Here is a 20,362-nt window from a genome sequence, read left to right as displayed (position 1 = left end):
CGGTGCCGTGGCTCTAACGCAAGGTTCCAGTCTAAGACCGGGCCGCCGCTGGCTTAGACGTGCGGCACAAACCGACCCCAGGCCAAACGTCGTTCCCGATGCGGGTCGGATTCGATCGTGTCGTCCCGATCGATAATGAGCGTCTCTCTGGCACCCTCTTCATACCGCGGCCACTCGGACGATGGCACCCCGTCGAGCACGAAGCCGAGCCACCAGCCCTGCATTCTGGTTCCAATGTCCTGAAAGGCGCGGCGCCCACCGAGGGCCGTCATGCCGCGGCCGAACCAGCCATCGAGGCGGTCGAACAACGGAAACAGTTCGAGGCCGTGCGTGGCGTCGAGGCCCATCAGCCGCAGCAGGCGGGGAGCAGCATCGAAGCGGTAGAAGTACACCGGCGCATACCGGGAATGCCGCTCGGCGACCTTCACGCTCGGATACCAGAAGGAGTAGTCACCCCCAAAATCGAGCGCGGCCCGCAACGCCGGAATGCCCGGATACTGTGCCTTGAGCGCCTTCTTCGCCTTCTTCTTGGTCTTCTTGAAGATCGTGCGGATGCGCGCCGGCGTGGTGGCGAGAATGTCAATGCGACCGCTGAACAGCGAACCCTCCCGCGCATTGGTGCCGATGATCAACGGGATGCGCGCGGCCCGGCCGTCGCGAAAGGCATCGAGCGGCCGCTCCGGCAGAAAATCGCCGTCGATGACCGGGCAGAGCGGAATCGTGCCCGGATCCTGGTCCGGCGTACGCACGGTCAGCGCGGTGGTCGCGGCGGCGAGCACGTCCGGGTCAACGGTGAGCAGCAGGCTGGCCGCTTGTTCGTCGCTGTAATCTGCGGGGCCGTGCGCCAGGCTGTCCACGAATTCGCCGGCCCAGCGCGCGGTGAGCTCACTCGGGTAGACCGCGTTCGGCGGAGCGCTCTGCGCGATGGCCCGGTGGAACAAGCCGGCCGCGCTCGGCACCGTCATCAACGTGGTGACGGCATTGCCGCCGGCCGACTCGCCGAACAGGGTGACGGCATCCGGGTCCCCGCCGAACGCACGGATGTTGTCCCGCACCCACCGCAGGGCTGCGACCTGGTCGCGCAGCCCCAAATTGCTCTCAAACGGATGCTCCGGCGTGGCAAACCGGGAAAAGTCCAGATACCCGAGGGCGCCCAGTCGGTAGTTGAGGCTGACGTAGACGATACCGCCGCGGCGCACCAGTCCCTCTCCCTGGCGCGGAACCTCGCGGCTGGATCCGACGCTGTAGGCCCCGCCGTGGATGAACACCATGACCGGTCGGAGTTGCGCGCCGGCGCGCATCCGCTCATCGGGGGCGATCACATTGAGATTGAGGCAGTCTTCGCCCTGCGGAATGCGCGGGTGGGCGCCGCGAAACTGGCCCTTGTGGCTTTGCGGGGCGATCAGGCCCCACTGGCTCGCGTCGCGCACGCCGGTCCAGGCCGAGGCTGACCGCGGGGCGCGAAAGCGCAGATCGCCCACCGGAGCCGCCGCGTAGGGAATGCCGCGCCAGGCGAGCACGCCGCGTTCACGCACGCCGCGGAGCAGTCCGGTGGCCACTCGCACCTCGAGACCCTGATTGGTGGTCTGATCAGCGAGCTGGCTCATGGGCTCGAGTCTATTGCTGCGCAGGCTACGCTCAAACCTGATCACGGAACAGAAGAAACGAGAACGACATGGCACTGCCCTGGACCCTGCACGGTGACGGAAAAACGGTTGGCGCACAGGAGGTCGTCGGCCCGGGCGAACGACTGAGCTGGCCGTTGACCATCGGAATCGGCTCGCAGCACGTCGTCGCCATGTTCGGCGCAACCTTTCTGGTGCCGCTGCTCACCGACTTTCCGCCCAGCACGACTTTGCTGTTCTCCGGTCTTGGAACCCTGCTGTTTCTGCTGATCACCGGCAATAAACTGCCGAGTTATCTCGGCTCATCGTTCGCGTTCATTGCGCCGATCACCGCGGCAACGGCCTCGGCCGGCATGGGCAGCGCCCTGTTCGGAATTTTGGTCGTTGGAGCGCTGCTCGCGCTCGTCGGGGTGATCGTGCAGCTCACCGGCACCGGCTGGATCGACCGGCTGATGCCGCCGATCGTGTCGGGCGCCATCGTCGCCCTGATCGGGTTCAACCTGGCCCCGGTCGCCAAAGCCAACTTCGACAAGGCACCGCTCACCGCGCTGATCACCCTCGTCGCGGTCATTTTGTGCACGGTGTTGTTTCGCGGCATCGTAGGTCGGCTGTCGATCTTTCTCGGCGTGCTCGTCGGCTACGTCGCGGCCGTCTTCTTCGGCGAGGTCGACTTCAGCCGGGTCGCCGAGGCAGCCTGGATCGGCCTGCCGCCGTTCACCGTCCCGGCCAACCCGTTCGAGAACCCGGCCGCCGTGTTCGGGGTGCTTCCCGCCTTCCTGCCGGTCGTGCTCGTACTCATCGCCGAGAACGTCGGCCACATCAAGGGTGTGGCCCAAATGACGGATGCGAAGGTGAACCGGCTCACCGGGCGCGCCCTGCTCGCCGACGGGCTGGCCACCATGCTCGCCGGCTTCGGCGGCGGCAGCGGAACCACGACCTACGGCGAGAACATCGGCGTGATGGCGGCGACGCGTATTTATTCCACGGCGGCCTATTGGGTCGCCGGAATCGTCGCGATCCTGCTCGGCCTCTCCCCCAAGGTCGGTGCGATCATCTTCACGATTCCCGACGGGGTGCTCGGCGGCGTCACCACCGCGCTGTACGGGCTGATCGGCGTCATCGGCGTGAAGATCTGGCTCGACAACAAGGTCGACTTCTCCAAGCCGGTCAACCAGTTCACGGCGGCGACAGCGCTCATTATCGGCATCGCCGACTTCACGCTGAACGCCGGCACCCTCAGCTTCAACGGCATCGCGCTCGGCACGGTCGCGGCCATCGTGATCTACCACCTGATGACCTGGCTAGCGCGGGTGCGCGGAACCGCCTAGCTCGCACGTGCAGGGTTAGACGTGCAGGACGGGCACGATCAGGTAGACGCCGTAGAGCACGGCGGCCGCGCACAGGGTGAAGCAGACGTAGCCGGCGTAGAGGGCCAACCGCTTCTGGGCATCCGACAGCGGGTTCGCCGCGGCAGCCTTGCGCGCTCGCTTGACCTGCTTCGCGGCCTTTTTGGGGCTCAGCACGGTAATCGCGCCGGTGAACTCGTACGGCTCGACCAGGGGGATGCGGCCGGCCGTGGTGAGCAGGCGCAGACCGAGCGAGTAGAGGCTCACCACCAGTGCCGCCGAGACGAGCGACGCAGTGGAGACGATGAGGAAAGCCACCCAGTCGATCACAGCGACACCCTCCTGCGGTCGGAACGAGTGGGGCGACGCGGCGTTTTCCTGATCCTGACCACCCGGCCGGCATCATCGATGTCGTTGAGCAGAGTGTGGTGAGTGACCCGATTGCGCCGAGACCAGCGGAACAGGGCCATGATCACGATGGTGCCAATCACCATGTCCAGCACGATGCCGATCGGGCCGAGCAAGGCCAGCCCGGCCGCGAAAGCACCCATGATGGCCGAGGCCGGCAACGTCATAGCCCAGCCGAGCGCGATGCGTCCGGCCATGCCCCAGCGAATCGTCGAGCCACGGCGGCCGAGCCCGGAGCCGATCACCGAACCGGAGGCGACCTGGGTGGTGGAGAGTGCGAAGCCGAGGTGGCTCGAGGCCAGGATGGTCGCGGCGGTGCTGGTTTCGGCGGCAAAGCCCTGCGCTGGCTTGATCTCGGTCAATCCGGTACCCATGGTGCGGATGATGCGCCAGCCGCCGGTGTAGGTGCCGATCGCGATCGCCAGCGCGCAGGCGGCGATCACCCAGAACGTTGGCCCGCTGCCAACGGCCTGAAATCCACCGGCGATCAGGGTCAGGGTAATCACGCCCATCGTCTTCTGCGCATCGTTGGTGCCGTGGGCCAGGGCTACGAGGGAGGAGGAGAAGATTTGCGCGTACCGAAAGCCGCCGCGCCCGTCGGGCTGACCGACGTCCCGGCGAGTGATCGTATAGGCGAGGCGAGTGGCGACGAGGGCGATGACGCCGGCGATCACGGGCGCGATCAGGGCGGGCAGAATGACCTTCGCGGCGACAACGTTGTAGTCGATGGCCTGGGTGCCGACACCGATGATGGTGGCGCCGATGAGACCGCCGAACAGGGCATGGCTGGAGCTCGACGGCAGCCCCATTAGCCAGGTGACCAGGTTCCAGACAATTGCGCCGATCAGACCGGCGAAGATCAGCTCGGGGGTGATCAGCACCCCGCCGTCGCCCTCCTTGATGATGCCGCCCGAGATTGTGCGGGCGACCTCGGTCGACAGGAATGCCCCGACCAGGTTGAGAATCGCAGCGATACCGACGGCGACCTTGGGTTTCATGGCGCCGGTCGCGATCGGGGTGGCCATGGCGTTCGCCGTGTCGTGAAAGCCGTTGGTGAAGTCGAAGATGAGGGCCAGGGCGATGACCAGCACGATAATGAGGCTGAAATCAGGCACGGAACACCACGCTCTCCAGGTCGGCGCCGAAGGTGAAGGTGGCGCGCACGGACACACCGTTGAGAACACCGGGCAGCCAATGGCGGGCGTCGTCCCACATCTCATCGACCGGCAGGGTCGCCACATCGAACCAGAGGGGGTTCAGCTCGTTGGATTCCCGCGGTGTTCCCGACCACTGGTCGCAGACGAAGACGGTCGACTCCTGGCTCCACTCCTCGCGGTGGGGAAACAGGTAGGTGAGCAGCCCCAGTTCGGTAAGAGCGGATGCCGCCACCACGAGAGACGACTCCTCCTCGATTTCGCGCACCGCAGCATCCACTGCGGTTTCGCCGCTTTCGAGTTTGCCACCCAGCCCGACGATGTTTCCCATGCCGAGGCCTTTCTTCTTGCGCCCCAGCAGGACCTGTCGGTTGCCTTCGGGAGATAGTCGAGTGAGGTAGCACACGCATACCTGGGGCAAAGTCATTGCCTCATCTTAATGCTTGTTGAACAGAAGGCGCGTGGAGCTGGTTGGGAGGCAGCTCGGATAAGCTCCGAACATGGACTTTTTACCAGCTACCGGAACCATCACCATGTTCACGACCGACTGGTGTGGTTACTGCAAACGATTGAAGAAGCAGCTCGACAGCGTCGGAATCGGCTACACCGAGGTGAATATCGAACGGGTTGACGGCACGTCGGAGCTCGTCATGAGCCTCAACAACGGCAACCAAACCGTGCCGACGATTTTGTACCCCGACGGCTCAGCGGCGACGAATCCGTCGCTGGCACAGGTTCAGGCCAAACTCGCCTGAACCTGACCAGGCCTGACCGCCCTGGGCGAGCCCGCGCGGCTAACCGAACAGTACGGCGGCCTCGTCGTAGCGGGCCGGTGAGACGCGCTTGAGACCGATGGTGGCGGCGGCGATGCTCACGACGACGATCTCGGTGCCGCGCAGTGACACCATCGAGCCCCACTGCGAATTGTGGATCGCGTCGACGGCGGCCATGCCGAGTCGGGTGGCGAGCACGCGGTCGTATGCCGAGGGGGCGCCGCCGCGCTGGGTGTGACCGAGCACGGTCGCTCGGCTCTCGATGCCGGTGCGTTCTTCGATCAGCGGCGCGATGACCTCACTGATTCCGCCGAGGCGGGGACGGCTGAAGGCGTCCAGCCCCTTGGTGGAGTGCGCCTCCTCCATACCGGAGAGCAGGAAGCCCTCGGAGACCACGATGACGGGGGCCCGGCCGCGGTCGCGCACGTGCTCGACCCAGTTGCAAATCTGTTCGATCGACTTCGGCTGTTCCGGGATGAGGATGGCGTGGGCGCCGCCGGCCATGCCGGAGTGCAGGGCGATCCACCCGACGTGGCGTCCCATCACCTCGACCACCATGCAGCGGCCGTGGGATTCGGCGGTGGTGCGCAGCCGATCGATGGCTTCGGTGGCGATTTCGACGGCCGTGTTGAAGCCGAAGGAATAGTCGGTGGCTTCGAGGTCGTTGTCGATGGTCTTGGGCACGCCGACGATATTGAGGCCGGCCTCGGTCAGGCGATGCGCGGCGGTCAGCGTGCCCTCTCCACCGATGGCGATCACGGCGTCGATGCCGTTCTCATCGAGCGTGCGCTGGATGTTCTCCGGTCCGCCGTTCTCCCCCTCGAACGGGTTCGTGCGGGAACTACCCAAAATGGTGCCGCCCTGGCGAGAGAGCCCGCGAACGCTGTGCCGGTCGAGCGGCATGAACTCGCTCTGCACCAAGCCGCGCCACCCGTTGCGAATTCCGACGAACTCGAAATCGTGCGTGCGCACGCCCTTGAGCACAGCGCCGCGAATGACCGCGTTGAGTCCGGGGCAGTCGCCGCCGCTGGTAAGGATGCCGATCTTCATTGCTGGCCGATCTTGGTAGCTGGGCGAATACGGTCGATTGATCATGACGCAACGCGCGCCACCATTCAATGTCAGAACAAGCGCATCAACGATGCACGCTTGACAATCATGCTGCCTGACCGGGCACGGCTCAAATCGCATCCGGTCCGGTCAGTCGCGCAGGGCCTTATAGTTTTCCGTCGAGGGCCTGGGTGAGCAGGTAGATCAGAGCACTCTCCTGCACCGAATCGGCCGCGGCGTACTCTTCCTGCGAACCATCCAGTGCTCGAGCCGCCAGGCCCTGCTTGCTTCCGATCAAGTCGGCAATGCGCGCGTCGATGGTGTGCGCGGCGATGATGCGCCAGGCGGTGACCGGCTCATCCTGCCCGATGCGGTGCACCCGGTCGATGGCCTGGGTCTGCTCGGCTGCGGTCCAGCTAAGCTCGGCCAGCACAACGTTCGACGCGGCCTGGAGGTTGACGCCGACGCCGGCCGCGGTGAGGGAACAGACCGCGATCGCAACGTCGGGGTCGTTGTTGAAGGAGTCGATTGCTGCCTGCCGGGCAAGCGCGCTCTGGTCGCCGCGCAGCGACACCGTTTTCAGGTCACGCTTGGCGAAGATCTCCTCAGCGGTGTCCATGACATCGATGTGCTTGGCGAAGAACACGACCTTACCGACCGACCGGGCCAGCTGGGCCGCGTAGTCGGCTGCGAGACCGGCCTTGGCCTGACCGATTTTGCGCACCATCGTGAATACGTTTTCACCGGTGCTCTGGCCCTTGGAATCTTCGAGTTCGGCGTGCGCGACGGCGCGAATGTAGGCATCCCGCTGGTCCTCATCGGGAACGGCCGGGCCGCCAGAGCCGGTGTGCCGGGCCGCGACGAGTGCGCGGTACCGGATGACCAGCCGGGCACCGAGTTCCCGTTCGGCCTGGCGGATGGAGCGGCCGAGGTCGTCGTCGAGCTCGACCGGGAGGTCGGCGATGCGCTTGGCCGGCAGGTCGGCGGCGACGTCGATCTTGCGGCGACGCACGATGCCCATGTCGATCACGGCGGCGCGAGCTTCCTTGTAAAAACCCATGTCGGCGGGCGTGAGGCCCGTCTCTTCGAGGCGTTTCAGCAGTGCGGGGGCCGGCTTGTCGCCGTCGATCCAGCCGAGGAACTGCCAGATGGCCCGAAAGTCGTCGACGTCGTTGATCAGGGGCGTTCCGGTCAGGGCCATCAGCAGCGGGTTGCCGCCCGGGGTACGGCGGCGAATCTGGTCGGCCAGCGAGAGTACGTGCTTGGAGCGCTGGGAGGCGAGGTTCTTAATGAAGTGGGCCTCGTCGACGACCATGCCCTTGAAGCCGAGGGTGCCCAGCCAGGCCAGGTGCCGGTCGAGCACGTCGTAGTTGACGACGACCACGTCGGCGAAGGCGTCCAGGCTGTCACCATCGCCGTGGATGACGGTGGCACGCCGGTTCGGCGTCCACATTTCCACTTCACGGGCCCAGTTCATTTTGACGACGTTGGGCACGATGGCCAGCAGCGGGTAGGCGTTGGCAACGGATGCTGCCAGCAGGCTCTGCGCCGTCTTGCCGAGGCCCGGCTCATCGGCGAGCAGATAGCTGCGGTGGCCCAGACGAGCGCTCTCGATGAACCGGGCCTGGTGCCGCATGAGCTCCATACCGTTCGGCGACAGTCGGTCAAGCTTGGGGGCTTCCGGCATGTCCATGCTGGCGGCCTGGCCGCCCGAACCGTACTCGAACGATTTGAACAGGGGACCGAGCAGTTCCCAATTGGCCAGCCGGCGCGGGTGCACGATCGGCTGGGCTGCTGCACTGAAGTCGGGGGCGAGGAAGGGGTTGGCCAGCTGCCGGGCCTTCACCGACTGCGGGACGACCTGGTTCTGCAGCACGACCGGTTTGGCTTCGGGTTCGCGGGTGATGATGAGTTCGTCCGGACTCAGTTCGGCACCGGATTCAAGCAGCCAGTCCCGGCGAAAACGCTGCGCGACGGTGGAGACGCCGGCATCGGGTTCGAGCAGGGTGATCAGGCTGGTATCGCGAGCCGCGGTCTTGGCCAGAATCTGGGCAATGCCGTCGAGGCGTTTGAGCAGCTCGGCCCGATTGGCGTCGGAGAGCTCCTTATCGCCCTTGACCCTGGCGCGTTCCTCGCGCATGAGCAGGGCGATGACCTGATACTTGGTGCGGTTGGTCGGCCCGAGCTTGGTACCGGACTGCGCCTTCGCCTCGACCTCGCGCACCTTGCGGGCGAGAATCGGGATGATCGGCGCGTCGTCGTCACGCGAACGCGGGTGGGCCCGATTGCGGGTGACACCGCCGCGGCCGAGGTTGTTCCGGCTGCCCGAGGCATCGGTGCGGGTATAAGCCATTGTTCTCCACTCAAAAGCAGCACGGTACGGGTACCGGCTGTATCCGTCCACGCGAGCCGGTCACGGCATCCAGGTGTTGCCGGAACGCTGCACCCCGCCAATCGTTCTGATGAGTTCTCAGGAACAAACGATTCACGAAACACAGCACGGGTCGCGATCTTCACACAAAACTCGCGGTCAAGCGGATGCTGTCGCAGCGGTGGTGCCGTCGAATCACGCGCCTCTACAGGTACTGATTCAACGAGTACGGCCATCGCCGACGAGCGCACAGTAGAGACCTGACCCAGTTCTCTCAACGCGCTAGTAGTCTACGCCCCCGTTCAATTCTTGCGAACCGGCACCTTGGTGCGCAGGCCGACGGCGATGAAAATGATCGCGGCGATGAACTGGGCCGAGACCCAGCCCTGACCGCTGACGTCGAGAATCACGACAGGGTTCCACAGAATCGCCATCGGCACGAGGCCGATCAGCCAGTACCAGGACCGCGCCTGAAGCACGAAGACGCAGATAATGAGCGCGAGGATACTGACGGTGTAGCGGATGATGATGAAGCTCTCGCTGTCCAGCAGGGCTAGGCCGGCGAGCAGGACGATCGCCCCCAGCAGACCCGGTGCGAGGGCAGAGCGGGTGAAGGTCGGTTCGACTGGCGTGCCCATCAGACGCCCCCTCCGCCGCCGCCGCCGGAGAACCCGCCGCCACCGCCCGAGGTTGACGAGCTGGTGGCACTGCCCGACCACGACGCGGCAGAGGACGCCGAGAAGCTGCTGATAGCACCGGCGAACAGCGCGGCCTGGAACATTCCCGTTCCCAGATACCAGTCGGGCTGGGTGCCGCTCTCCCCGTAATACCCGCCCAGGACCTTCGACCATTCCTTCTCCTGGCCGAACAGTATGGCCAGCGGCAGTACGCGCTCGTAGAGTTTCACGATCTGAACGGAGGGAGCATCCGCTGTGATGGTGGCTCTGGTCAGATCGGGACGACCGTTCTCCGGCCGGTAGACCGACCGCACGGCCCCCTCCGGACTCTGCAGAACACGAAGTCGATCGGCTTCGGCAAGACCTATATACAACTTGACGCCTTTCAAATAGTCACGCAGTTCAGCGCCGCTGTCGGTGAGCGGTCGCAGATTTCCGGCACAAACGAAGGTGACCACCGCGGTGGTGATGCCCAGCACGATGAACAGCAGCGGCCAGAAACCGCCCACGACGGTGATGACGGCCTCGAGACTCGCCACTCCGGCGGCCAGGGCGCTCACGCTGGCCAGCAGGAACAGCCAGACCCGCAGCCCATCGTTTTGTTTTTTCCTGACGCCCAGCCGCAGCGATTCGGCGCGGGTCGCCAGCCGTTCCTTCTGCAGGGCCTTACTGAGCGAAACGCTCTTCTTCTTCAGGTCGCGCTGGTCGCCGGGCCGCAAGCCGGGAAAAAGTTTGCCGAGAATGCGGCTTTCGGTCTCATCGACGCCGTCGGCGTGCACGAATTCCAGCAGAAAGTGATTCTTTTTGTCGTCGGCATCGAGAATGCGCACGTTACCGCGCACGGCGAAGCTGATGAATTGTGCGGCCATCGCTTTAGCGGCGGCACCGACGACCAGCCCACCGAGGGTCAGGACACGTGCGGGGCGAACCGATCGGAGCATGAGTCCACTCTACCGAGCCGCACTGAGCCGCCCGCAGCGCGGGTCAGTCCCAAACAGTTCAGTCCCGAACAGCTCAGTCCCAAACATTTCAGTCCCGAAAAGCTCAGTCCCGAAAAGTTCAGGCGTGCTGAATCGGAATCGACGTCGTCGACGGCGGTCGCTCGAACAGCATCTCCAGCCCCGGCCGCAACTCGGCCAGCCACGCGGCATAGCCGGCCTCGTTCAGGTGCAGCCGGTCGATGCCGAAGGTCGGGTCGAGTTCACCGTCTGGCAGGGCCAGGGCCGGCCACAGGTCGAGATATTGCACGTGCTGGGTGGGGGCGTACTGCCAGACGTGCCGGTTGATCGAGCGGATAGTGCCGGCGAAGTCCCGGTCGCGCGGCAGCACCGATTGCACCATGATGCGGGTCTCCGGCAGGGCACGGCGCAGCGTGTGCAGGATGGTTTCGAGGTTGCGCACGACATATTCGTCGGATTTGCGCCAGCCGAGATCGTTGGTGCCGACCCCGATCACAATGGCGTCGGGCCGCAACTCAATCACCTGATCAAGCTGTGAAATAATCTCATCGGTGGTATTGCCGCTGGCAGCGAGATTGTGCACCACGTACTCGGGAAACCACTCTTCCCACTGACCATTTGCGGTGAGGCCGTCGCCCAGAAAGGCGAGTGAAACTGTCATAGTAGGCCTCCTATCTGTTAACCATCATGCCCCGAACCGGGCCGAGTCGCCAGAATTCCCAGAGTATACGCACGATTTATCGACACATCTACCCGCCGGATCAGTCGTGGTGGGAGCGAGAAACCACCGCCAGGGAAAGCCGCTCCTAGGCCTCGTCTTTCGCCACGCGTTCGGCCGCGGCCGTCGCCGTGATGCGGGTCGCCATGCCCTCGAAGATGATGCCGTGGAACGGGAAGATCGACGCCCAGTACAGCCGTCCACCGAGTCCGCGGGGAAAGAAGACCGCGCGCTGGCGGTAGAGCGAGCCGCCGGCATCCGTTGGTATGACGCTCATTTCGAGCCAGGCCCGACCGGGTAAGCGCATTTCGGCGCGCAACCGCAGAAAGCTGCCGTGGTCGATCTGCTCCACCCGCCAGAAATCGAGCACCTCGCCGGTGTGCAGGTGGTCGGGATTGCGGCGGCCACGGCGCAGGCCCACACCGCCGACGGCCTTGTCCATCAGGCCGCGCACGGCCCAGGCCAGCGGGAAGGAATACCAGCCGTTCTCGCCGCCGATGCTTTCGATGACTCGCCAGAGCGCTGCCGGATCGGCCGGGGTGGTTTTCTCCCGCAGGTCTGTGTAGACGGCGTGGCCGGCCCAGTTCGGGTCGCTCGGCAGCGGGTTGCTGGAAGCGCCCTCGATCGAGGAGTTGCGCCAGCTGGTCTCCACGTCTCCGTCGCGCATGCGGCCCAGGGCGAGGCGCACGGCCCGCCGGTAGCCGGTGAGGCCGCCGTCCGGCTGCGGAATGTACTGATCGATGTCGCTCTCGTGCACGACGCAGTCATACTGCAGCGACGCGATGATGGGAATGGCGAGGTTGCGCGGAATCGGTGTGACCAGGTTCACCCATTGTGAGGCCAGCCACGGGGTGAGCACCGGCAGGGCGATAATCGCCCGATGTTTGAGGCCGGCCTCGAGGGCGTAGCCGTTCATCATCTGGTCGTAGCGCAGCACGTCGGGGCCGCCGATGTCGAAGGTACGGTTCACCTCACTGGGGAGATCAGCCGCCGCCTGCAGGTAGTAGAGCACATCGCGCACGGCGATCGGCTGGATACGGTTACGCACCCACTTGGGCGCCGGCATGCAGGGAAGCACGTCGGTGAGGTGACGGATCATCTCGAACGAGGTCGAGCCGGAGCCGATAACGACGCCGGCCTGGAAGGCCGTGGTCGGTACACCGCTGTCGAGCAGGATGCGGCCGACCTCCATGCGGGAGCGCAGATGGGCCGAGAGCGTCTGTGTGTCTGGATGCAACCCGCCGAGGTAGACGATGCGCGACACGTGCGCTGCAGCGGCGGCCTTGGCAACGTTTTCGGCTGCGATGTGCTCGGTCTTCTCGAAATCACCGGCCGCACCCATCGAGTGCACGAGGTAGTAGAGCACGTCAATATCGGCGCAGGCGGACTGCACCGATTTGGCGTCGCCGAGGTCGCCCTGCACGATTTCCACCTGATCAGACCAGGGCACATCGCGCAGCTTCGACGGGGTGCGCACGAGCACGCGCACCGTGAAGCCGGCTTCGAGGAGTTTGGGTACGAGGCGTCCGCCGATGTAACCGGTCGCACCGGTGACAAGTGCTCTGCGTGAGGTCATGAGGCGGAGTTTATCCCGTCCGCTTGACCCCCTGCTGAGTGCCCCGGAACCGAATCAGAGAATAGCTTTGGTGTGCCAGACCGTCTTCAGTTCGGTGAAGGCGAGGATGCGGGACAACGCCGGTGCTGCGGCATCCGTTCCCGTCTCGGGCGGGAGCACCCGCTTGAGCGTGTCGGCGGCGCTGATCTGCAGCTCGACCCAATCCAGGTCGCCGGCTCCAACGAGGTCGAGGGCGTTGACGTCGGCGTGGCTGGCCAGCCAGGGCGCGATCTCAGCTGGCGAACCGGTCACGATGTTGACCACTCCACCAGGCACATCACTCGTGGCGAGCACCTCGCCGAGGCTGATCGCAGACAGCGGCGCAGTCTCGTTGGCGACGACGACGACGGTGTTCCCAACGACGAGGGCCGGGGCGATAGCGCTGACCAGTCCGAGGAGCGATTCGGTGCCCTGCGGCGCGATGATCGCCACGACGCCGGTGGGTTCGGGCACCGAGAGGTTGAAGAACGGGCCGGAGACCGGGTTGGCGTTGCCGGCGACCTGCACGTACTTGTCGGCCCAGCCCGCGTACCAAACCCAGCGGTCAATGGCTTCGTCGACCTGGGCGCTCGCCGCTGCGGCATTGACGCCCTCGCTGCTCATGATCTCGTCGATGAACTGCGCCCGACGGCCCTCGAGCAGTTCGGCGATGCGGTACAGCACCTGGCCGCGGTTGTAGGCCGTGGCGCCGGCCCAGCCGCCGAGAGCGCTGCGAGCGGCAACGACCGCGTCGCGGGCATCCTTGCGGCTGCCCTTGGCTGCGTTGGCCAGAAACTCGCCCTTGTGCGAGAGCACCTCATAGACGCGGCCGGATTCGCTGCGCGGAAACTTGCCGCCGATGTACAGCTTGTAGGTCTTGGGGATGGCGAGGCGGTTCACTTGGCGGCCTTCTTTGCAGATGCTGACTTCTTGCTGGCGGATGCGGTGGCGGGACTCTGCTGCACAACGGCGGCGGCGGACCGCGAGCCGGTGCGCACGGCGGGCTTGAGATAGGCAGCGAGGCCGTGGCGGCCGCCCTCACGGCCGTAGCCGCTCTCCTTGTAGCCGCCGAACGGGCTCGACGGATCGAACTGGTTGAAGGTGTTCGCCCAGATCACGCCGGCGCGTAGCTTGTCGGCGACGGCCAGGATGCGGCTGCCCTTGTCACTCCAGATTCCGGCGGAGAGACCGTACGGGGTGTTGTTCGCCTTGGCGATGGCCTCGGCCGGGGTACGGAAGGTGAGCACCGAGAGCACCGGGCCGAAGATCTCATCGCGCGCGATGCGGTGGCTGGTGGACACGTTGGTGAAGATAGTCGGCGCGAACCAGAAACCGTTCTCGGGGATGACGCAGTCGGCGCTCCAGCGTTCGGCGCCCTCCTGCTGACCCAGCTCGGACAGTTCGCGAATACGGGCGAGCTGCTCTGCACTGTTGATGGCACCGATGTCGGTGTTCTTGTCGAGCGGGTCGCCCAGGCGCAAAGTCTGCATGCGGCGCTTGAGCCGGTCGATGACGTCGTCGTGGATGCTTTCCTGCACGAGCAGGCGACTGCCGGCGCAGCAGACGTGACCCTGGTTGAAGAAGATACCGCGCACGATCCCCTCGACCGCCTGGTCGATCGGGGCGTCGTCGAAGACGATGTTGGCGCCCTTGCCGCCGAGCTCGAGGCTGAGCTTTTTGTCGGTTCCGGCGACGGAACGGGCGATGGCCCGACCGACCGAGGTCGAACCGGTGAAGGCGACCTTGTTGACGCCGGGGTGGTTGACCAGCGTCTGCCCGGTGCTGCCATCACCGGTGATGATGTTCACGACACCGGCGGGCAGGTCGGCCTGCTGCAGAATCTCAGCGAACAACAGCGCGGTCAGCGAGGTGGTTTCGGCGGGCTTGAGCACGACGGTGTTACCCGCGGCGAGGGCGGGGGCGATCTTCCAGGCGAGCATCATGAGCGGAAAGTTCCACGGGATGACCTGGGCGGCAACGCCGAGCGAGGCCGGGTTCGGGCCTACTCCGGCGTGATCGAGCTTGTCGGCCCAGCCGGCGTAGTAGAAGAACCAGGCGGCGACGAGGGGAATGTCGACGTCGCGGGTCTCTTTGATCGGTTTGCCGTTGTCGAGGGTTTCGGCGACGGCGAGTTCGCGGGCGCGTTCCTGCACCAGGCGGGCGATGCGAAACAGATACTTGCCCCGATCGCTGCCGGACAGGCGGGACCAGACCCCGTCGTAGGCGTGCCGGGCGGCCGAGACGGCGGCGTCGACATCCGCTTCGTTGGCGGTCGCGATCATGGCGATCTGCTGTTCGGTGGCCGGGTTGATGGTCTGAAACGGGGTGCCGCGGCCGGCCGTGAAGTCACCGTTGATGAACAGGCCATAGTCGGTTTTGAGGTCCAGCAGTGCCTGCGACTCGGGGGCCGGAGCGTAGTCAAGAAATTTCATGGTCGTTCCTAATCAATCGTCACGTAGTCGGGGCCGGAGTAGTGCCCGGTCGTCATCTTCTGGCGCTGCAACAGCACGTCGTTCAGCAGGCTGGAGGCACCGAAGCGGAACAGGTGCGGCACGAGCCACTCCTCTCCCACCGTTTCGGCGACGGTCACGAGGTACTTGATGGCGTCCTTCGAGGTGCGGATGCCGCCGGCCGGCTTCACGCCGATGCGCACGCCGGTGAGGCGGTGCCAGTCACGCACGACCTCGAGCATGGACAGCGTCACCGGCAGCGTTGCGGCCGGGGCGACCTTGCCGGTGGAGGTCTTTATGAAGTCGCCGCCGGCCAGAATGGCCAGCCAGGAGGCGCGGCGCACGTTGTCGTAGGTGTTCAGCTCGCCGGTCTCGAGGATCACCTTGAGGTGGGCCACCGATCCGTCGGCGCGGCGGCAGGCGTCTTTCACCGCGACGATCTCGTCGTAGACCTGGCCGAAGCGGCCGGCCAGAAAGGCGCCACGGTCGATGACCATGTCGATTTCGTCGGCGCCGGCGGCGACCGAGTCGCGCACATCGGCGAGCTTGATGGCGAGCGAGGCGCGGCCGCTGGGGAAAGCGGTGGCGACGGCGGCCACATGTACCCGCTGAACACCGGCTCCCTCGGTGCCGCCGGCGGCGTGGGCGGAGCCGAGCGCGGTGACGGCCGTGCCAACCATGTCGCCGTAGACGCAGACCGCAGCGACGCGCGGGCAGCCGGGGTCGCCCGGATCGGGTACCAGCGCCTTGGCGACGAGTGAACGCACCTTGCCGGGGGTATCGGCGCCCTCGAGGGTGGTGAGGTCGATCAGTCCGATGATGGTGTCGATCGCCCAGCGCTTGGAGCTGGTCTTGATCGAGCGGGTGCCGAGGTCGGCGGCGCGGGCTTCTAGGCCGACGGCGTCGATTCCGGGGATGCCGTGCAGGTACCGGCGCAGGTTGGCGTCGGTGGCCTCCCCGCCGATCAACGCGGCGGCGCGCTGATCGGGTTGGTAGGTGGCCAAGGGGCTACTGGTCATGGGGTGTCCTTCTGGGCATATACGTGCTGTGCGGTGGCACTGGTGTTATGGGTCACAGATGTTCAGTCTTGGAGGAGGGCGTTCGCGGTGTCTTCGTCGGTCACCAGAACGGTGCACAGCCCGTTGCGCACGACGGCGCGGGCGATGGCGTGTTTGGAGCGTCCGGAGATGACGGCGATGGTGAGCGGAGCTCGGCGCAACTGGTCGAGTTGGATGCCGACCGTGCGTTCGTTGAGTTCGGGGTCGACGATTCGGCCGTTGTGGTCGATGTAGCGGCCGACGACGTCGCCGACGGCGCCGCGCGCCACGAGGTCGTCGATCTGGGCGACCGTCAGGTAGCCGCTGTCGACCAGGGCGGAATTCGCATCCGCCTGCCCCGCACTGAAGACGTAGGCCTGGGCGTTGCGGGCCAGGGCGAGCACCCCGGCAACCGTGCGGTCGGCTTCCATCGCCTGTTTGGTTTCGAGACGTTCGAAGATGGCGGGGCTCGGCAGCAGGGTGGCCGAGCCGTCAGCCTTGTGCGCGATGGTCACCGCAGTGGATGCCGCGGTGCCGGTGCGCTGATTCAGGCTGACGCCGCCGTTGATCTGCACCACGTTCACCCCCGGCGCCCAGCCCTGTTTGAGGTGCAGGGACACGTCGTGCAGGGTGCGACCCCAGCTAATGCCGAGCGTGCGCGGAATCGGGCGGAGGCTCGTGAGATAGTCGGCGGCGGCCTGTGCGGTGCGCGACTGCAGCTCGGCGTCGCTTGACACCCCGGCGGAGGACACCACAATGGCATCGGTCAGACCGGTCGATTCGCGCAGCCGTCGTTCGATCGGCAGCCGGCGGGCGCGCGGGTGCACGATTTCGATGCGGATGAAGCCGTTCGCCTTAGCGCTCGCGAGCAGCCGGCCGACCTTCCAGCGGGTGAGGCGCAGAATCACGCCGATCTCATCCTGGGTCTGGTTTTCTTCGTAGTACAGCTCGGCCGCGCGGATGGAGAGGAGTTCGTCGGTGTCGCTCATATACGGTTCGCGGTCCAATCGGTTGAGTCCAGCCTACGTGGGCCCGACGCGCGAATCAACAGCTGTAGGCGATCTTGCTCTTTTGAGCAGGAGCCTCCGCTGGGCGCGTTGAGCGAACCCATCCCATACGATCAGAGCATGCGCGCCAATGAAGCTCTCGAGTACGTTCTCGCCGTCGACGTTGGAGGAACCAAGGTCGAAGCTGCACTCGTGGACGACCGAGGTACGGTGCTTCCAAGCAGTCGGCACCGCGCGCCGACCGGGGCCAGCGCGACCAGTGAGCAGCTCGCATCCGCTGTCAGAACTGTCATTCTGGCAACCCTCGCGAGCGTGCCGCCGGGCTCTCCGCTGATCGGCGTCGGCATTGGCTGCGCCGGGCCGATTCACCTGAACTCGGGGGCGGTGTCGCCGCTCAATCTGCCGGTGTGGCGCGAGTTCGAGCTCCAGGAGCTCGTGGCCGAGCTGGTTCCCGGTCGGGATGTGCGGCTGCGCATGGACGGCCTGTGCATCACCCTGGCCGAACACTGGGTGGGCGCGGGCCGCGGCGTCGACAACCTGATGGGCATGATCGTGTCGACCGGTGTCGGCGGCGGCCTGATTCTCGGCGGCGTCACGGTGTCCGGTCCCACCGGAAATGCCGGTCATATCGGCCACATCGAGGTCGGCGGCTTCCTGGATGCCTGCGCCTGCGGCGGAACCGGCTGCATCGAGGCGATCGCCTCCGGGCCGAAAACCGTCGCTTGGGCCAGATCTCAGGGCTTCACCGGCGAGTCTGGCGAGGACCTGGCGGCGGCCTACGCGGCCGCCGACCCGATCGCGATTCTGGCCGTAAAGCGCAGCGGCCGGGCCCTCGGCCAGGCAATCGCCTCGGCAGCGACGCTGCTCGACCTCGACGTGGTCGCCATCGGTGGTGGCTTCTCGAATGTCACTCCCGACCTGCTGGATTTCGCTCGCGCAGCGATCCTGGAACGCGTGCAATTCGCCTACGCCACCTGGGTGCGCGTGGTGCATTCGACCCTCTCGGGCGACGGCCCGCTGATCGGCGCCGCAGCGCTGATTCACCGCGGGGAATTGGTGCCGTAGCCGGCTGGCTCAGCGGGAGCGTGCCAGGTCGTCTTCGAGCATGTGCGGTCGACCGATCACCGCTCCAGCGACAAGCACGACCAGCGCCGTTACGAGGAGGAAGACCATCGGCCAGGTCCACCCACCGCTCAGTTCGTGCAACAGGCCGAAAACCAGCGGGCCCAGTGCACCGAGGGTGTAACCGATGCCCTGCACGAAGCTGCTGAGCGCGACCGCACCGGCGTGGGTGCGGGTGCGCAGATTAATGAGCACGAGAGCCAGCGGGAAAAACATGGGTCCCAGGCCGGCGAGCGACACCCAGAGCCAGGTCAGGGTCGCCGGCAGCAACAGTAGCCCCAGATCGCCGATTACGAACGCGAATACGCCCACGTAGACGAGCGGGCCGATATTTTTCAGGCGGGCGGTGAGGATCGGAATGATCAGGGCGCACGGGATTCCCATGCCGGCGTAGACCGCGAGAAGCGTCCCCGCCTCGCCCGGAGTCGCCCCCGCGGTCTCGACGAGGAGCTGAGGCAGCCAGGCGAACATGGCGTAGGCGTTGAGCGACGAGGTCGCGAACACGCCGGCGATGGCCCAGGCGATCGAGGATCGCCACAGTCGACCGAGAATGGCCGCATCGGCCTCATCGACGACGGGGCTCGGCGATTGCTCGGTGCGGTGCCGCAGGAGCATCGTGATCCACGGCACTAGCGCCAGCAGAGCCAGCAGCATCCACATGCCGAGCGAGATTCGCCAGCCCGCGGCATCCGCTACCGGAACGGCGATGAGCGGAGGAACGAGGGTGCTCAGCGACATCACTGTGGCGTAGAGGGACGTGACGAGGCCGATCCGGTCCGGAAAGTACTTCTTGACCAGCGGCGGCAGGAGCACATTGCCAACGCCGAGGCCGGCGAAGGCGATGACACTGCCGATAATGAGCATGGTGATCGAGCCGGATGACCCGCGAGTGAAATGACCGACCAGAATCGCCAGGAGAGCGAGCACGAGGGGCAGTTCGAGGCCATGGCGGCGGGTGATCATGGGGGTGAAGATACCGAACACGGCAAAGCAGACCGGCGGAAGCATGCCGAGCACGCCGAGAGCTACCACCCCGAGCGGAATATCGACGTTGATCTCGGCGACGATGGGCGAGAGGGCGGTCACCGCGTTGCGGAGATTGGCAGCGACCAGAATGATGCCCAGCAGGGCCAGGCCGCGTCCCGGCCAGAGGGGGCTGGGGGTTGCGGTAGTCACTCGGTCAGTCTAGGGGGCGAGGTTCAGCCGAGCGGATGCGACGGTTACAGCCCCGCGCGCTCCCGCCGGATGCGCTCCGGCAGGTCTTTCAGATCATCCCAGCGGCCGGGAGCAACGAGGGCCGGCAGCAGCATGGCCCACATCTCGGTGAGACGCTGGTCAATGTCTGCCCGCTTGGTCAATACGTCGGAGACGACCTGCACGCCGGTGAAGGCCGCGGTGCAGAAGTGCGCGGCCGCGCCCACGTCCAGCGCGGGGTTGACGTCGCCGGAGGCGATCCCCCGGCGGAGGAATTCCTCGCAGGCGACCATCCAGTCGAGGTACGGACCGGCCACCGGGGTGGAGAAATTCACCGCTTCGATGGTTAAACGGACACCGGCGCTCACGACGAGGTCGTCGCGGAGCTGCCGGGCGAGCTCGTAGGACATCGAGACGAGGGCGTGCAAACCGGGATAGTTGTCATCGAGGAGCTTCTGGCCGGCCGCCGCCGACGCCACGTGCTGCGCGTCGATGATCGCGACGGCGAGGGCTTCCTTGGAATCGAAATGGAAATACAGGGCGCCCTTGGTGACGCCAGCGGCGCTGCTGACCTGGGCCAGGGACGTGCTCCCGTAACCGCGTTGCTCAAAGGCCGCTGCTGCGCCGCGAATGATCGCGGCACGCGTTTCGATCGCTCGTACTTGTTGTGACATTGGATCCCCCGGGAAATGCGCGAGTTTCCAGAATACCCGGGGCCAACGACCCGCATCGACTCCCCCCGAGGGCCTTGACGGTACCCCCTTTTGGGGCAATACCGTTCAGTTAAGCACTTGAATGGTGATTTCTGGCTCGTGACCGGGTTGTGGCCAGTGGGCGTGGTGGAAGCGTTTGGCGGGCCATTTCGAGACCTTGCGTT

General features: G+C 65.8%; 19 protein-coding genes. 3 read left to right on the top strand and 16 right to left on the bottom strand.

Features of this window, described 5'->3' with window-relative positions; translation table 11 throughout:
* Window positions 1-53: 53 nt before the first annotated feature.
* A complete protein-coding gene (locus E3O45_RS15800) occupies window positions 54-1,607 on the bottom strand; it encodes a carboxylesterase/lipase family protein (RefSeq protein WP_134444374.1) in 1,554 nt (517 codons plus the stop codon).
* Between the two features lie 68 nt (window positions 1,608-1,675).
* On the opposite strand from E3O45_RS15800, the gene E3O45_RS15795 reads away from it, so the two are divergent.
* Window positions 1,676-2,953 (top strand): uracil-xanthine permease family protein, encoded by a 1,278-nt coding sequence (locus tag E3O45_RS15795; RefSeq protein WP_134444372.1) that lies wholly within the window; start codon window positions 1,676-1,678, stop codon window positions 2,951-2,953.
* A 15-nt stretch (window positions 2,954-2,968) separates the two neighbouring features.
* Here the strand turns inward: E3O45_RS15795 and E3O45_RS15790 are convergent, their stop codons facing one another.
* The 3 genes from E3O45_RS15790 to E3O45_RS15780 are packed head-to-tail and all read right to left on the bottom strand — an operon-like array spanning window position 2,969 to window position 4,960.
* The gene (locus tag E3O45_RS15790) at window positions 2,969-3,301 is read right to left on the bottom strand and encodes a peptidase (protein WP_134444371.1); all 333 of its coding nucleotides are present in this window, start codon (window positions 3,299-3,301) and stop codon (window positions 2,969-2,971) included.
* Entirely contained in the window at window positions 3,298-4,494 is a 1,197-nt protein-coding gene (locus E3O45_RS15785; RefSeq protein WP_241985403.1) for an inorganic phosphate transporter, read from the bottom strand. The genes E3O45_RS15790 and E3O45_RS15785 overlap by 4 nt, the downstream gene beginning before the upstream one ends.
* Window positions 4,487-4,960, bottom strand: coding sequence for an 8-oxo-dGTP diphosphatase (locus E3O45_RS15780; RefSeq protein WP_134444367.1), 474 nt, complete (start codon window positions 4,958-4,960; stop codon window positions 4,487-4,489). The genes E3O45_RS15785 and E3O45_RS15780 overlap by 8 nt, the downstream gene beginning before the upstream one ends.
* A gap of 73 nt (window positions 4,961-5,033) precedes the next feature.
* Between E3O45_RS15780 and E3O45_RS15775 the strand changes: the two genes are divergently transcribed.
* On the top strand, window positions 5,034-5,288 hold the full coding sequence (locus E3O45_RS15775; protein ID WP_092450016.1) for a mycoredoxin: 255 nt from the start codon (window positions 5,034-5,036) through the stop codon (window positions 5,286-5,288).
* A gap of 39 nt (window positions 5,289-5,327) precedes the next feature.
* Here E3O45_RS15775 and E3O45_RS15770 read toward each other — a convergent pair whose 3' ends face one another.
* The 10 genes from E3O45_RS15770 to E3O45_RS15725 all read right to left on the bottom strand — a co-directional run bounded on the left by E3O45_RS15770 (window position 5,328) and on the right by E3O45_RS15725 (window position 17,151).
* Window positions 5,328-6,356 carry a 6-phosphofructokinase gene (locus E3O45_RS15770; protein WP_092450022.1) on the bottom strand — a complete coding sequence of 343 codons (1,029 nt, stop codon included), beginning with the start codon at window positions 6,354-6,356 and terminating at the stop codon, window positions 5,328-5,330.
* 166 nt (window positions 6,357-6,522) lie between these two features.
* A complete protein-coding gene (locus E3O45_RS15765; RefSeq protein ID WP_134444366.1) occupies window positions 6,523-8,709 on the bottom strand; it encodes a DEAD/DEAH box helicase in 2,187 nt (728 codons plus the stop codon).
* A 320-nt stretch (window positions 8,710-9,029) separates the two neighbouring features.
* A complete protein-coding gene (locus E3O45_RS15760) occupies window positions 9,030-9,365 on the bottom strand; it encodes a DUF6804 family protein (RefSeq protein WP_241985402.1) in 336 nt (111 codons plus the stop codon).
* Window positions 9,365-10,345 (bottom strand): DUF2207 domain-containing protein, encoded by a 981-nt coding sequence (locus E3O45_RS15755; RefSeq protein ID WP_134444364.1) that lies wholly within the window; start codon window positions 10,343-10,345, stop codon window positions 9,365-9,367. Before E3O45_RS15755 ends, E3O45_RS15760 begins: the two co-directional genes overlap by 1 nt.
* 118 nt (window positions 10,346-10,463) lie before the next feature.
* Window positions 10,464-11,024: a GDSL-type esterase/lipase family protein gene (locus E3O45_RS15750; protein WP_134444363.1), complete on the bottom strand. Its 561-nt coding sequence runs from the start codon at window positions 11,022-11,024 to the stop codon at window positions 10,464-10,466.
* Window positions 11,025-11,169: 145 nt separating this feature from the next.
* Window positions 11,170-12,657: an SDR family oxidoreductase gene (locus E3O45_RS15745; RefSeq protein WP_134444362.1), complete on the bottom strand. Its 1,488-nt coding sequence runs from the start codon at window positions 12,655-12,657 to the stop codon at window positions 11,170-11,172.
* Window positions 12,658-12,711: 54 nt separating this feature from the next.
* Window positions 12,712-13,575: an aldehyde dehydrogenase family protein gene (locus E3O45_RS15740; RefSeq protein ID WP_134444360.1), complete on the bottom strand. Its 864-nt coding sequence runs from the start codon at window positions 13,573-13,575 to the stop codon at window positions 12,712-12,714.
* Window positions 13,572-15,107, bottom strand: coding sequence for an aldehyde dehydrogenase family protein (locus tag E3O45_RS15735; protein ID WP_134444359.1), 1,536 nt, complete (start codon window positions 15,105-15,107; stop codon window positions 13,572-13,574). Before E3O45_RS15735 ends, E3O45_RS15740 begins: the two co-directional genes overlap by 4 nt.
* Before the next feature lie 8 nt (window positions 15,108-15,115).
* Window positions 15,116-16,144, bottom strand: coding sequence for a deoxyribose-phosphate aldolase (gene deoC / locus E3O45_RS15730; RefSeq protein WP_134444357.1), 1,029 nt, complete (start codon window positions 16,142-16,144; stop codon window positions 15,116-15,118).
* A 62-nt stretch (window positions 16,145-16,206) separates the two neighbouring features.
* Entirely contained in the window at window positions 16,207-17,151 is a 945-nt protein-coding gene (locus E3O45_RS15725; RefSeq protein ID WP_092450038.1) for a sugar-binding transcriptional regulator, read from the bottom strand.
* 138 nt (window positions 17,152-17,289) lie between these two features.
* Between E3O45_RS15725 and E3O45_RS15720 the strand changes: the two genes are divergently transcribed.
* Window positions 17,290-18,234 carry an ROK family protein gene (locus E3O45_RS15720; RefSeq protein WP_134444356.1) on the top strand — a complete coding sequence of 315 codons (945 nt, stop codon included), beginning with the start codon at window positions 17,290-17,292 and terminating at the stop codon, window positions 18,232-18,234.
* Window positions 18,235-18,243: 9 nt separating this feature from the next.
* Here E3O45_RS15720 and E3O45_RS15715 read toward each other — a convergent pair whose 3' ends face one another.
* A complete protein-coding gene (locus E3O45_RS15715; protein WP_134444354.1) occupies window positions 18,244-19,467 on the bottom strand; it encodes a CynX/NimT family MFS transporter in 1,224 nt (407 codons plus the stop codon).
* 44 nt (window positions 19,468-19,511) lie between these two features.
* Entirely contained in the window at window positions 19,512-20,159 is a 648-nt protein-coding gene (locus tag E3O45_RS17730; protein ID WP_134444353.1) for a ScbR family autoregulator-binding transcription factor, read from the bottom strand.
* Window positions 20,160-20,362 lie beyond the last annotated feature (203 nt).

This window comes from Cryobacterium sp. TMS1-20-1, from assembly GCF_004402355.1.
GTDB lineage: Bacteria > Actinomycetota > Actinomycetes > Actinomycetales > Microbacteriaceae > Cryobacterium > Cryobacterium levicorallinum.
The sequence above is the reverse complement of the archived record's forward strand: the minus strand, read 5'-3'. Positions and strand labels throughout refer to the sequence as shown.